This is a genomic window from Halomonas sp. EF61 (assembly GCF_040147045.1).
Lineage (GTDB): Bacteria > Pseudomonadota > Gammaproteobacteria > Pseudomonadales > Halomonadaceae > Halomonas > Halomonas litopenaei.
The window spans coordinates 810,422-824,167 of the sequence record NZ_JAMSHM010000003.1 but is presented as its reverse complement, the minus strand read 5'-3'; the positions used below and the strand labels follow the sequence as shown (position 1 = coordinate 824,167).

Genomic DNA, 13,746 nt, shown 5'->3' with positions numbered 1-13,746 from the left:
ACCTGCAACCGGCGGTGGCGGGCGATTCGACGACCGGGATAACCATGGGCTCACAGCTTGATGACACGGCGCTGAAGGCGCCGCTGGAGGCGGAGGCTGGTGCCATTCGCCAGCGTAACGAACGCGACATACTCGACGCCGCCGAGCGAGTGTTTTCGCGTCACGGCTATCGGGGCGCCAGCCTGAAGCTGATTGCCGAGGAAGCCGGGCTGCCCAAGTCCAATGTGCTCTACTACATGGGCAGCAAGAAGGCGCTGTACGTTCGCCTGCTGGAAGGGGTGATGGAGCGCTGGAACATGATGCTCGACGATATCTCGGTGGATGATGATCCCGCCGAGGTGCTCAGTGCCTTTATCCGCTCGAAGATGGAGATGTCTCGCCGCCACCCCGAGGCCTCGCGCCTGTTTGCCGGCGAGATCCTTCAGGGCGCCCCCTTTCTGCAGGACTATCTGCGTGGCGAGCTGCGTGACTGGGTCGAAAGCCGTGCCGAGGTGTTTCGTCAGTGGGCCGAGCGCGGCCTGATGGACCCGGTGGACCCGGTATCACTGATCTTCCTGATCTGGTCGGCGACCCAGCACTATGCAGACTTTCAAAGCCAGGTCGCCGGCATCACCGGCCACGACGACTTCACCGATGACGATATGCAGCGGGTCACCGATTTTCTGACCCAGGTGGTCTTGAAGGGCTGCGGGGTGGTGTCGGCGCCACGGGGCTGAGGCCCGGTGGCGCTTGCTTACCCTATTGCGCCGTCACCAGCATGATCGCGGACAGCACCGCGGACACCCACATGGCGGGTTTGATCTCGGTGAACTTGCCGGTGGCCAGCTTGATCAGCACGAAGCTCATGAAGCCGAAGGCGATGCCCAGGGTGATCGAGTAGGTCAACGGCATCAGGATGATCGCCAGAAAGGCAGGAAAGGCCTCCTCGAAGCGTCCCCAGTCGATCTTGCCCACCGGGGCCATCATGAACAGCCCCACCAGCACCAGCGCCGGCGAAGTGGCGATGCCCGGCACCAGCGACAGCAGCGGCGACAGGAACAGAAACGGCAGGAACAGCAGCGCGATCACCAGCGCGGTCAGGCCGGTGCGCCCGCCCTGGGCGACCCCTGCGCCGGACTCGATAAAGGTCTGGGCGGCGCTGGTGCCCAGCGGAGCGGCGATCATCGAGGCGAAGGCGTCCACCGTCATCGAGCGCTTGAGGTTGCGCGGGTTGCCCTTGGCGTCCTTGAGCCCCGCGGATTCCGACAGCGCCATGAAGCACGACAGCGCATCGAAGAAGTTGGTGAACAGCATCACGAAGATAAAGGGCAGGTAAGCGACCTTGAGAGCCCCCAGTACGTCGACCTGACCCAGCGCCGAGAAGTCCGGCCAGGCGGCCAGTCCCTGCCATGCAACGACCACCTCGTCACCCCACAGACGCCCCATCGGAGCGGCCAGCAGGGTGGTGGTGGCGATGCCGAGGATCAGGGCACCGTTGAAGCCGCGGATGACCAGCACGGCGGTCACGATCAGTCCGATGAAGAAGGTGGCGAGACTTGCGTCCAGGCTGCCCAGGCTCACCAGGGTGGCGGGGCTTGCCACGATGAAGCCGGCGTTCTTGAGCCCGATAAAGGTGATGAACAGGCCGATACCGCAGGTGATGGCGTAGCGCAGCGACGGCGGAATGGCGTCGATGATCGCCTCGCGGACGTTGAACATGGCCAGTACGGCGAACATCACACCGGACCAGAACACGCATCCGAGTGCGACCTCCCAGGACAGGCCCGCCCCCAGTACCAGGGTGTAGGTGAACAGGGCGTTCATGCCCATGCCGGGCGCCACCAGGATGGGGTTGCGCGCGTACAGCGCCATGGCCAGGCTGCTCAGAAAGCTGATGACCACTGTGGCCGACAGCGCCGCCGAGAAGGGAATGCCGGCGTCCGACAACACCGCTGGATTGACCACGATGATGTACATGCCCGCCAGAAAGGTGGCGATCCCGGCCAGCAGTTCGGTCTTCAGCGAACTGCCCCGGCGGCTGATGTTGAAGTAGCGATCCAGCCAGGCAAGCCGGCCGACGGCGTCCTGGCTGGTTTGATCCGGAGTACCGTCGTCGCCGTCAGGGCGACTCGCGCTGGCTGCCGGATGACGGTCGCGCGGTGAAAGCGTGGACGTGGTCTCGCTCATCTCAGGGTCCTCTTGTCGTTGTAGTGGCCGCTGTCGATTGTCTGGGCGATGCCGCGACGGGCGTCGCGCTTAAAAAACCTGACCTTTCGGTCAGCTTGAAGAGCGTAGACAAAAACGTCATCTACTGGCAACAAAATGTTGTTGCTGGTGTATACAAGTCGGGCCTCGGGCGGGGACGCTGCCGCCGGGCCATGGGGCAGCGGCGTGCTATCATCGGCGGCGCATTGCTGCCTTGCTTGTGCAGTCCAGTCCAGTCCAGTCCAGTCCAGTCCAGTCCAGTCCAGTGCAGCCCAGTCCCGTCCCGACCCGCCCGAGGAGCCCCCGAGCCGATGTCTTCACCGCCCAGCCTGCCCATCGACGCCCGACTGCCTCAGCTCACCGCAGCGCTCGAACAGCACAACCGGGCGCTGCTGGTGGCCGAGCCCGGGGCCGGCAAGACCACTCGGGTACCGCTGGCCCTGCTGGACTGTGACTGGTGCGGTGGCGACGATGGTCGTGGGCGTCTGCTGCTGCTGGAGCCTCGTCGGGTGGCGGCGCGTCTGGCGGCGGGCCACATGGCCGAGCTGCTGGGCGAGCGGCCGGGCGAGACGGTGGGATACCGCATGCGTGGCGAGAGCCGGGTCGGCCCGACGACTCGCCTCGAAGTCGTCACCCAGGGCGTGCTGTCGCGCATGCTGCAGCACGACCCCATGCTGGAGGGGGTCACCGGCATCCTCTTCGACGAGTTCCATGAACGCAGTCTGGAGGCCGACCTGGGGCTGGCGCTGGCCCTCGACGTCCAGCAGGGGCTGCGCGAGGACCTGCGCCTGGTGGTTATGTCCGCCACCCTGGACGTGGCCGCCATGCAAGGCGTGCTGGGGCAGGACGTGGCGGTGATCGAGTGCCCGGGGCGGCAGTATCCGGTCCAGACGCTGTATCGGCAGCTGTCCCAGCGCGCCTCGGCGGAAGAGCAGCAGGGCCGGGTGGTCATGGAGGCGCTGCAGGCGTCCGATCCTGTGTCCCATGGCGGAGATGACAATGCCAGGGGTGGTGGTGATCCTGCCGGTGACGTGCTGGTGATCCTGCCTGGGGTTGCCGAAATCGAACGTCTCGGGCGCTGGCTGGGCGAGCGGCTGGAGGCTATCGCGGTACTGCCGCTGCATGGACGCTTGCCGCTCGAGCAGCAGCGCGCTGCCCTTCGTCCTGACCCGAACGGCCGGCGCAGGGTGGTGCTGGCCACCGCCATCGCCGAGTCCAGCGTCACCGTGGATGGCGTGCGCAGCGTGGTCGATGCCGGACTGGAGCGGGTGCCGGTGTTCAGCCCGCGTACCGGGCTTTCGCGTCTCGAGACCCGCCGTGTCAACCGAGCCAGCGCCGATCAGCGGCGTGGGCGGGCAGGGCGCCAGGGGCCTGGACGCTGCTATCGGCTCTGGGCGGAAGAGCAGCCGCTGCCGCCCCACGCCGAGCCGGAGATACACCAGGCAGACCTGTCCGGCCTGGCCTTTGAACTGGCTCGCTGGGGCGTCAAGGACGCGTCCGCGCTTGCCTGGGTGACTTCTCCAGGGACAGCGGCCCTGGATAGCGGGCGTCGGCTGTTGCAGTCCCTGGGGCTGGTCGAGCCTGATGGCGGCTTGAGTTCGCTGGGCCGGGCAGCCGGACGCTGGCCGGTGCATCCCCGGCTCGCCGCCATGCTGGAGCGAGCCAGCCGCGCCGGCGAGGCGTCGCTGGCCCTGGCCTGCGCCCTGGTTGCCTGGCTCGAGGGTCGTCAGGGCGCCTCGCGGGAGCCGGATCTGGAGCGGGTGTTCGTACCGCTGTTGTCGTCGCCGAGGCCAGACCCTGCCTGGCAGCGGGAGGCCTGGCGACTGTGCAAGCGCGCCGGGGTGGCGCTGGACAAGGCCCGTATGGGCGAGCCGCGTGGGACAGGCGAGCCGGGCGCCTCAATAATCCTGGGCGAGCTTCTGCTCTGTGCCTACCCCGACCGTGTCGCTCAGCACCTTTCGCCCGGACGCTTTCGCCTGCGTGGCGGTGGCCTGGTGACGCTGGCAAGCGATCACCCCCTGGCCCATGCGCCCCTGCTGGTCGCGGTGGACCTGGACGGCCGCCAGCGTGAGGCCCGGCTCTACCGTGGCGTACGGATCGAGGAGGCGGCGCTGCTGGCGCATTTTCCTGAACTTGGCGACTGGACCGAGCGGGTCGCCTGGAACGCATCGGCGGGACGCTTGGAAGGCGAGCGAGTACGCGCCCTCGATGCCGTGGTGCTGGAGCGCAAGCCCCTGGCAGGACCGCCGAGTCGAGAGGCCAGGCATAGGGCGCTGCTCGACGCCCTGGGGCAGCGCGAGGCGCTGCCGCTGGACGAGGCGGCAGAACAGCTCAGAAGACGGGTAGCGCTGTTGCGACGGACGCATGATCCCCAGTGGCCGGAGCTTGACGACGCCAGCCTGATGGCCGAGCTCGAGGACTGGCTCGGTCCGCATCTGGACGGCCTGTCGCGGCTCGATCAGGTGCTGGCGCTGCCCTGGGAACGGCTGTTGCGCGAACGTCTGCCGTGGCCGTTGGCGGGCAAGCTGGACGAGCTGGCACCGCGACAGCTGGCGCTGCCAAGCGGTGACAGCGCGGCCTTGCGCTATGAGCGTGAGGTCGACGACGGCGACGAGCACGGCACGCGTATCGTGCCGGTGCTGGCCGCCAAATTGCAGGCCCTGTTCGGTTGCGAAGCCACACCCTGTATCGTCGACGGGCGGGTGCCGGTACGCCTGGAATTGCTGTCCCCGGCGCGGCGGCCGCTGGCGACGACCATGGACCTTCGAAGCTTCTGGCACAACGTCTACCCCGAGGTGCGCAAGGAGAACCGCGGCCGCTACCCCAAGCACCCCTGGCCAGAAGATCCGCTTGCCGCCGAGGCGACCATGCGCACCAAGCGGCGCGGGCGCTGAGCGGGCGCTGAGCGGGCCCTGAGCGGGCCCTGAGCGGGCGCTGTCGCCCTGGCGATTGACCCCGGCCGGGAAGGGACGTTGACAGTGATGGTGGAGGGGGCGACCATCGCCAGCCTTGTCAGGCTCCTGGAAGAATCACGCTTATGGGAAAGACCCTTACGCCGGAACAACTGCAGGCGCTGGTCGAGAGGCTGGATCGCGAGGCTCGTCAGGCTGGCGAGTGGGGCCAGGTGGCAAGCTATATCCCCGAACTTGCCTGCGTCGATCCCCGCCAGTTCGCCATCAGTGTGTGCACCGTGGATGGACAGGAGTTTCATGCCGGCGACGCCGGCAAGGCCTTTTCGATCCAGAGCGTGTCGAAGGTCTTCACCCTGGCGCTGGCACTGGGGCGTCACGGCGATGGTCTTTGGCAGCGGGTCGGGCGCGAGCCATCGGGCCGGGCCTTCAACTCCATCGTCCAGCTGGAGGTGGAAGAGGGCATTCCCCGCAATCCCTTCATCAACGCCGGGGCGATTGTCACCACCGACGCGGTACTCGGGTGCAATGCGCCGCGCGATACCCTCGGCGAGATTCTGCGCTTTCTGCGCGAGGCCTCCGGCGACGAGGACATCCATATCAACGAGCAGGTGGCGCGCTCCGAGCATGCCACCGGGGATCGCAACTTCTCCCTGGCCTACTTCCTGCGCTCCTGCGGCAACCTGACCAACGACTGTGACCGGGTGCTGGGCACCTACTTCCATCACTGCGCCATCGAGATGTCCACCGCCCAGCTCGCCAGGGCCACACGCTTTCTGTGTGGTGGCTTCGAGGGCCAGCGCATGATCGGGCTCGAGCGGGTACGGGCGATCAATGCGTTGATGATGACCTGCGGCCACTACGATGGCTCGGGGGACTTCGCCTATCGGGTCGGCTTCCCGGGCAAGAGCGGTGTCGGGGGCGGGATCATGGCGGTGGTGCCCAATGTGGCCTCGATCGCGGTGTGGTCGCCGGGCCTGGATCGCTACGGCAATTCGCTCAAGGGCACCGCTGCCCTGGAAGGGCTGTCCAAGGCCACCGGCTGGTCGGTATTTGCGTGAGGCCGCTACAGGTCGGCAGTCTGTTTAAAGCGTTGCCACCTACGTCGGGTGTTCGTACAAGGCCCGCGCTGTGGCAAAGCGCAAGGTAGATGAGAGGAGAGCCGCACCTTGACTACAACGTCATCCACCCGCTGCCCCTGCGGCAGTGGCCTGGTCCTCGAGCACTGCTGCGGGCTGCTGCACCAGGGCGAGAACGCAGGTTCGCCTGAGGCGCTGATGCGCTCGCGCTTTGCGGCCTTCGCCCTCGGGCTCGAGGACTACCTGCGCCATAGCTGGCACCCGGACAGTTGCCCGGCGCAACTGGGCGGTGACGACGATACCCGCTGGAAGCGTCTCGAGATACTCGATAGCGGCGAAACAGGCGAGCAAGGCTGGGTGCAGTTTCGTGCGACCTATGCCGAGGGCACGCCGGGGCGCCAGCGCTGGGGCGTGCTGGAAGAGCGTTCGCGCTTTGTTCGCTACCAGGGGCGCTGGGTCTATCTGGATGGCGAGGCCAGGGTGTCTCGACTCAAGCCGGGACGCAACGATCCCTGTCCCTGTGGCAGTGCGCGCAAGTTCAAACAGTGCTGCGCCTGACCCGTCGCCGGCCGCTTCAGGGGCGTCGGCGCACGTATCAAGTGGCATCGAAGTGAATCACGGTTGTACACGATAAAGGCCGCCTGAGGGGCGGCCTTTGTGCAGGCGTCTGCGCTTTTTACATGGCGCTCCCGGGCAGGAGGCGCGCTCAGGGACAAGGCGCCTCGATGCCAGGGTCGGGCGCGCCAGCGGCTGGCCGCGCCCGGCACCTGGTCAGTCCTTGAGCATCGGCAGGTCGAGGCCGTTGTCGCGGGCACACTGCTTGGCGATGTCGTAGCCGGCGTCGGCATGGCGCATCACGCCGCTTGCCGGGTCGTTGCGCAGGACGCGGGCCAGGCGGGCATCGGCCTCGTCGGTACCGTCGGCGACGATGACTACACCGGCGTGCTGTGAGAAGCCCATGCCGACACCCCCGCCGTGGTGCAGCGAGACCCAGGTAGCGCCGCCTGCGGTGTTGGCCAGGGCGTTGAGCAGCGGCCAGTCGGACACCGCGTCGCTGCCGTCCAGCATGGACTCGGTCTCGCGGTTGGGGCTGGCCACGGAACCGGAGTCCAGGTGGTCACGGCCGATGACGATGGGCGCCTTGAGTTCGCCGTTCTTGACCATCTCGTTGAAGGCGCGGCCGAGGCGCGCGCGATCCTTCAGACCGACCCAGCAGATACGCGCCGGCAGACCCTGGAAGCTGATGCGCTCCTTGGCCATGTCGAGCCAGTGGTGCAGGTGCTCGTCGTCGGGGATCAGCTCCTTGACCTTGGCGTCGGTCTTGTAGATGTCCTCCGGATCGCCGGACAGCGCCACCCAGCGGAACGGGCCGATGCCCTGGCAGAACAGCGGGCGAATGTAGGCCGGGACGAAGCCGGGGAAGTCGAAGGCATTCTCGACGCCTTCTTCCTGGGCCATCTGGCGGATGTTGTTGCCGTAGTCGAAGGTCGGCACACCCATCTTCTGGAACTCGAGCATGGCGCGCACATGCACTGCCATGGACGCCTTGGCGGCCTTGACCACTGCGTCAGGCTCGCTCTTGGCGCGGGCCACGTACTCGTCCCAGGTCCAGCCAGAGGGCAGGTAGCCGTGCAGCGGGTCATGGGCGCTGGTCTGGTCGGTGACCATGTCCGGCTTGACGCCGCGCTTGACCAGTTCCGGCAGGACGTCGGCGGCGTTGGCGCAAAGACCGATGGAGATGGCCTTGCCTTCACTGGTGTAGCGGGCAAGGCGCTCGAGCGCGTCGTCCAGGTCGTTGGCCTGCTCGTCCAGATAGCGGGTACGCAGACGGAAGTCGATGCTCGACTGCTGGCACTCGATGTTCAGCGAGCAGGCACCGGCCAGGGTCGCCGCCAGCGGCTGGGCGCCGCCCATGCCGCCGAGGCCGGCGGTCAGTACCCAGCGGCCCTTGAGGTCGCCGTTGAAGTGCTGACGGCCTGCCTCGACGAAGGTCTCGTAGGTGCCCTGGACGATGCCCTGGGAGCCGATGTAGATCCAGGACCCGGCGGTCATCTGGCCGTACATCATCAGTCCTTTCTTGTCGAGCTCGTTGAAGTGCTCCCAGTTGGCCCAGGCCGGCACCAGGTTGGAGTTGGCGATCAGTACCCGCGGCGCGTCCTTGTGGGTCGGGATCACCGCCACCGGCTTGCCGGACTGGATCAGCAGGGTCTGGTCGTCCTCCAGGCGCTTGAGTACCTCGACGATCTTGTCGAAGCATTCCCAGGTACGGGCAGCGCGACCGATGCCGCCGTACACCACCAGATCCTCGGGACGCTCGGCGACGTCAGGGTGGAGGTTGTTCATCAGCATGCGCAGGGCGGCTTCGGTCAGCCAGCTCTTGCACGACAGCTCGGTGCCGGTGGGGGCGGCGATCTTGCGCGAAGGATCGTGACGGTCGTTCAGCGAGGGCGTGATCTGGTTCATGTCGGTACCTGTAGTGAAAGGGAATAAAAGGCTCGGTCAGGCGTTGGACCGGGTAAGTTGATGGACCAGGCGGGCGGCGAGACGCGCCGTGCGTTGGTCGATGTCATACGCCGGGTTGACCTCGGCGATGTCGATCAGGCGGAGCTTGCGCGAGCGACGCAGGAACTCGAGGATCGGCTCGAAGTGGGTCAGAATCACGCCCCGCGAGGCAGGAGCGCTGACGCCAGGGGCATCGCTTGCAGGGAAGACATCCATGTCGATGGTCAGGTAGACGTGATCGCAGTCGGCTACCAGACGCTGCACGTCGCGCTTGATGTACGCGATGCGGCTATCGCGAAACTCGCGATCCTCGACCACCAGCGACTTGAGCCGCTTGGCGGTGTGAAACAGGGCGCGGGTGTTGGCCGCCTGGCTGACCCCGAGGCAGGCGTAGCGGAACGGCCAGCGACGCCGGGCGCAGTCGGCGGCGATCTGGGCGAAGGGCGTGCCGGAAGACGTCTGTTCGCTGGGGTCGCGCAGGTCGAAGTGGGCGTCCAGGTTGATGATCGCCACGGTGGGCCTGCGGTGGCCCTTGTCCAGATGCTCGGAGAGGCCGCGCCAGCTGGCGTAGGCGACTTCGTGACCGCCGCCCAGCACCACCGGCTGGTGGCCCTGGTCGAGGATCTCGGTCACCCGCGCGCCCAGCGCCTCCTGGGCATCCTCGAGGCCATTGCCGACGCAGTGCACGTCGCCGGCATCGTAGGCCGGGGCGTCGCGGTGCCAGGCCATGGGGGCGAGGGCGCGGCGAATGGCGGCGGGGCCATCGGCGGCTCCGACCCGCCCCTTGTTGCGGGCGACACCGGCATCGCTGGCAAAGCCCGTCACCACGACGCCAGGCTCGGCGCCGGAACGGTAGGCGGCGATGCGCTGGTGCCAGCGCTCGCTGTTGGGCTCGGGGTCGGTACGCCCCTGCCAGATGCCCATGTCCGCTTCGGTCAGCGGCGGGGTGGGAGACGAGGGGGAAGCGAGCTGCTCATCCATGGGTCAATACGCCCTCCAGCAGGCGATGCTTGAGCCGTCCCGGCTGGACGGCATAGGCCAGTTCGGCCGGGCTATCGATGTTCCAGACGCACAGGTCGGCGGGGGCGCCGACGGCGATACGTCCAAGGTCTGGCTGGCCGATGGCCTGGGCGGCGTGGCGGGTCATGCCGGCCAGTGCCTCCTGGGGCGTCAGGCGCAGCAGGGTGCAGGCCATGTTCAGCATCAGGGTCGGCAGCACGATGGGCGAGGTACCCGGATTGGCGTCCGAGGCCACCGCCATGGCGACGCCGGCACGACGCATGGCGTCGATCGGTGGGTGCTGCGTTTCACGCAGGGTGTAGAAGGCACCGGGCAGCAGGACGCCGACGGTCCCGGCATCGGCCATCGCCGCGATGCCGTCGTCGTCCAGGTACTCGATATGGTCGGCGGATAACCCTCGGAACTGGGCCACCAGGGCGGCGCCACCGGACAGCGAAAGCTGCTCGGCGTGGGCCTTGACCGGCAGGTCAAGCGCCCTGGCCGCCTCGAACACGCGCCGGGACTGTTCGCTCGAGAAGGCGATGCGCTCGCAGAACACGTCGACCGCATCGACCAGGCCCTCGGCGTGGGCCGCCGGCAGGATCTGGTTGCACACCAGCTCGATGTAGCCATCGGCGTCGCCTGCATACTCCGGTGGCAGGGCATGGGCGGCCAGCAGGGTGGTAGTGACGCGAACGGGCAGTTGCTCGCCGAGACGTCGCGCCACCCGCAGCATCTTCAGTTCGTCGGCCAGGGTCAGGCCGTAGCCGGACTTGATTTCGACGCTGGTCACGCCGTCCTCGATCATCGACGTGAGACGCTTTGCAGCGGCGTCGAACAGGGCCGATTCGTCGGCTTCCCGGGTTGCCGTAACGGTGCCCAGGATGCCGCCACCGCGACGTGCGATCTCTTCGTAGGAGGCGCCTTGCAGGCGCAGCTCGAATTCGTCGCTGCGCTGCCCGCCGAAGACCAGGTGGGTATGGCAGTCGATCAGGCCAGGCGTCATGACGCCGCCTTGCCCCATGTCGACGGCGTCGCGATGTTGACTCGGGTCAAGGGTCTGCATGGTGCCCAGGGCGCAGATCCGTCCATCCTCGACCGCTACCCAGTGACGCTCGGGCAGGGTGGTCAGTCCGTCGAAGATCGCCAGATCGCGCCACAGCAGGCGCTTGGATTGCTCGGACATGGGGATGCTCCGTGTCGGGTAATGTATATACAAATAATGCCTTCAAGCCATTTCGTCAAGCCGCCGAGTCGCCAGTGATGCATCGCCCGACCCTTGGGTCGGGCCTGATGGATGGTTGTTGAAACAGCGGCTTGCAGGCGTTTTATGGGCTCGCTTTCAGGTCATGGCGCATCAATAGACCATGGTCGTAGTGCGCGGATAGGCGTGAAATCTCGACGGATTGCTTCGATAAAAGTATATACAGGGTCGCGGATGCACCAGGCCTGTCCTCTCTGAAGCATCGCCCCGGGGGAGCGCAGGTCGGCTAGGCCGAGTGCACCCCGTCTTGGCCGCGGGATCGTTACCGGCTTTTCTGAACCCCGAGTCGCCGAGGGACCCGAGAGCGTTTCGAGCACGCGCGGGAGGCGTCGGGTGCCCAACGGGATCGTTCGACAGCATCATGTATATACAGGAAAGTGTGATTCTGGAGTCCTTGCCGGTTCGTCTGACGCCCTGACCGGCGGCCTATCTGCGACGCTGCAGGAAAGAGGTGTAGCGGAGCGTGACAACGCCGTTTAACGAACGAATCTGAGGAGAAGTTTGTGGCGTATTAGACCATCGTCTAAAGGCGCTGTGGGGGAGTGCTTTGCCACTATAGCGGTTGAAATGTATATACAAACAAGATGACACTTACGAGTTGGTTCACACTTCGACGAGGTTCCCTTCATGGCGACGACTCCTGGTTCCTCGGTAGGCCAGACACCCCTCGGCCTGCTGTTGTTCAAGCTGTTGGTGCCCAGCGCCATCGGCATCTTCATCTTCTTTGTTCCGGTTGCCTGGGAAGGTCGAACCACGATTCCGCTGGATCATCTGGTGACCGCGGCCCGGGCCGGGCTCGGTGACTGGGCGAGGTTCTACGCCCTGGCGCTGATCATCGCCGGCGCGGCCTATCCGTTGATCAAGGGGGATTGGCGACGCAGTCTCACCGACAAGATCTTCACCGTGCTCAAGCTTCTGGGGGTGGTGGCGGCGCTGTTGACCATGACCACCGCCGGTCCGGCACTGCTGCATCAGCCGGACATGCTGCCCTTTCTCTACGACAAGCTGGTGATTCCGGTGGGGCTGATCGTGCCGATCGGTGCCATCTTCCTGGCGCTGCTGTTGAGCTATGGGCTACTCGAGCTGATCGGCATCCTGGTTCAGCCCGTCATGCGCCCGCTGTGGCGTACCCCGGGTCGAAGCGCCATCGACGCGGTGGCCTCCTTTGTCGGCAGCTACTCGATCGGACTGTTGATCACCAGCCGTGCCTACGCCGGTGGCCAGTACTCGGCCCGAGAAGCGGCCATCATTGCCACCGGTTTCTCTACCGTCTCCGCGCCCTTCATGATCATCGTCGCCAAGACCCTGGGGCTGATGGACTACTGGAACGCCTACTTCTGGATCACCCTGGTGATCACTTTCGTTGTCTCGGCGGTGACCGCGCGGTTGTGGCCGCTGTCAGGCATGGACAACACCGCGACCGACGGCGAACCTGAAGCGCGGAAGGGGGATCGCCTGGCGCTGGCGTGGCGCACCGGTATCAAGGTGGCCGAGCAGGCGCCGCGGCTGGGATCCAGCGTACGCAAGAATCTGACCGAAGGGCTGGTGATGGCGATCAGCATCCTGCCGTCGATCATGTCGGTGGGGCTGCTGGGACTGCTGGTGGCCAAGTACACGCCGGTGTTCGAGTGGCTGGGCTGGCTGTTCTATCCGGTGGTGGCGATCTTCGGCATCGACAATGCCCAGGAACTGGCCCAGGCCAGCGCGGCGGGCCTGGCCGAGATGTTCCTGCCGGCGCTGCTGCTCGGTGGCGACGCGGGAATCGACTTCGTGGCGCGCTTTGCCGCCGGCGTGGTGTCGGTGTCGTCCATCCTGTTCTTCTCGGCGTCCATTCCCTGCGTGCTGGCTACCCGGATTCCCATCACGATATGGCAGATGCTGGTGGTATGGGCGGTGCGGGTGGCACTCACCCTGGTAATGGCGATCCCGGCGGCCATGCTGCTGCAGTAACCTTGTCGATCGCTGTAGCCGTAAGCACGAGGGCCGGACAATCACTGTCCGGCCCTCGTGCATTGGTGGAGGCTGTGTCCGTCGCTCAGTCCTTCCACGCCGAGCGCAGCTTGTAGCGATCTCCCGGGTGGATCAACACGGCGTAGCTGATGAGCAGGTCATTTGACCAGGTGCGCCGCCGCAACTGCAGGCAAGGGAGGGAGGTGGAGATGGCCAGCTCCTCGGCCTGTACTGTGTCTGCCGAAACGGCCTCGACCACGTGTTCGATATCGGTGATCGGCCAGGTTTGGATCAGCACCTGATGGGGCGTGGTGAGCGTGAAGTCGGCGTCCAGATAGTCGGGCACGTGGCGGGGATTGACGTAGCGCATCTCGAGCTGGATGGGCTCGTCGTTTTCGTGGTGAACGATGCGGGTATGGAAGACCTTGCTGCCTCGCTTGACCCCCAGTTGCAACGCGATGTCCTCACTGGCGTCGATCGCTTCGGCACGCTGCACCCTGGCCCGATAGTGATGGCCGCGGCCACGGACTTCCTCGGCGATATTGTGGACCTCCATCAGCGAGGATTCCGCCTTGCGTTCGGTGACGAAGGTTCCTGCGCCCGGCTGGCGGGTAAGATAGCCACGCTGAACCAGTTCGCGGATGGCCTTGTTGGCGGTCATGCGACTGACGTTGAAGTCGAGCGCGAGCTGCTCCTCACCCGGGATGCGATGGTCGGTGGGCCATTCCCCCCGCTGGATCTTGGCCAGGATGTGCTGTTGAATCTCGAGGTAGCGAGGCGCGGGTCGAGCCATGGGCCGTCCTTGGTGAAGATGAAGGGTATCTTTTGCTAGTGTACCGGGACGATCATCGCTTGGCAT

10 protein-coding genes are annotated in these 13,746 nt (G+C 66.1%); 5 read left to right on the top strand and 5 right to left on the bottom strand.

All coding sequences use genetic code 11. The features are described from left to right. Nucleotides 1-44: 44 nt before the first annotated feature. On the top strand, nucleotides 45-716 hold the full coding sequence (locus tag NFI08_RS18455; protein ID WP_108447849.1) for a TetR/AcrR family transcriptional regulator: 672 nt from the start codon (nucleotides 45-47) through the stop codon (nucleotides 714-716). 22 nt (nucleotides 717-738) lie between these two features. On the opposite strand, the gene NFI08_RS18450 is transcribed toward NFI08_RS18455, so the two are convergent. Beyond that, complete coding sequence (locus tag NFI08_RS18450) at nucleotides 739-2,166, bottom strand: NCS2 family permease (protein ID WP_349591200.1); 1,428 nt, start codon at nucleotides 2,164-2,166, stop codon at nucleotides 739-741. 329 nt (nucleotides 2,167-2,495) lie between these two features. Between NFI08_RS18450 and hrpB the strand changes: the two genes are divergently transcribed. The 3 genes from hrpB (at nucleotide 2,496) to NFI08_RS18435 (ending at nucleotide 6,730) form a co-directional block, all read left to right on the top strand. Next, a complete protein-coding gene (hrpB, locus tag NFI08_RS18445) occupies nucleotides 2,496-5,078 on the top strand; it encodes an ATP-dependent helicase HrpB (protein WP_349591199.1) in 2,583 nt (860 codons plus the stop codon). 143 nt (nucleotides 5,079-5,221) lie between these two features. Continuing rightward, the gene (locus NFI08_RS18440; RefSeq protein ID WP_213228990.1) at nucleotides 5,222-6,154 is read left to right on the top strand and encodes a glutaminase; all 933 of its coding nucleotides are present in this window, start codon (nucleotides 5,222-5,224) and stop codon (nucleotides 6,152-6,154) included. Between the two features lie 108 nt (nucleotides 6,155-6,262). Then, nucleotides 6,263-6,730: a YchJ family protein gene (locus NFI08_RS18435; protein WP_349591198.1), complete on the top strand. Its 468-nt coding sequence runs from the start codon at nucleotides 6,263-6,265 to the stop codon at nucleotides 6,728-6,730. Nucleotides 6,731-6,943: 213 nt separating this feature from the next. Here the strand turns inward: NFI08_RS18435 and hutU are convergent, their stop codons facing one another. From hutU to hutI, 3 genes are read right to left on the bottom strand one after another with little or no spacing between them, the layout of a single operon-like run. Next, a complete protein-coding gene (hutU, locus tag NFI08_RS18430; RefSeq protein WP_349591197.1) occupies nucleotides 6,944-8,635 on the bottom strand; it encodes a urocanate hydratase in 1,692 nt (563 codons plus the stop codon). Between the two features lie 36 nt (nucleotides 8,636-8,671). Then, the gene (gene hutG / locus NFI08_RS18425) at nucleotides 8,672-9,655 is read right to left on the bottom strand and encodes a formimidoylglutamase (protein ID WP_205254610.1); all 984 of its coding nucleotides are present in this window, start codon (nucleotides 9,653-9,655) and stop codon (nucleotides 8,672-8,674) included. After that, a complete protein-coding gene (gene hutI, locus NFI08_RS18420) occupies nucleotides 9,648-10,859 on the bottom strand; it encodes an imidazolonepropionase (protein ID WP_045994313.1) in 1,212 nt (403 codons plus the stop codon). The genes hutG and hutI overlap by 8 nt, the downstream gene beginning before the upstream one ends. Before the next feature lie 705 nt (nucleotides 10,860-11,564). Here hutI and NFI08_RS18415 point away from each other — a divergent pair. Continuing rightward, nucleotides 11,565-12,887: a YjiH family protein gene (locus tag NFI08_RS18415; RefSeq protein ID WP_045994312.1), complete on the top strand. Its 1,323-nt coding sequence runs from the start codon at nucleotides 11,565-11,567 to the stop codon at nucleotides 12,885-12,887. 85 nt (nucleotides 12,888-12,972) lie between these two features. On the opposite strand, the gene hutC is transcribed toward NFI08_RS18415, so the two are convergent. After that, complete coding sequence (gene hutC, locus NFI08_RS18410) at nucleotides 12,973-13,680, bottom strand: histidine utilization transcriptional repressor HutC (RefSeq protein WP_108447854.1); 708 nt, start codon at nucleotides 13,678-13,680, stop codon at nucleotides 12,973-12,975. Between the last annotated feature and the right edge of the window lie 66 nt (nucleotides 13,681-13,746).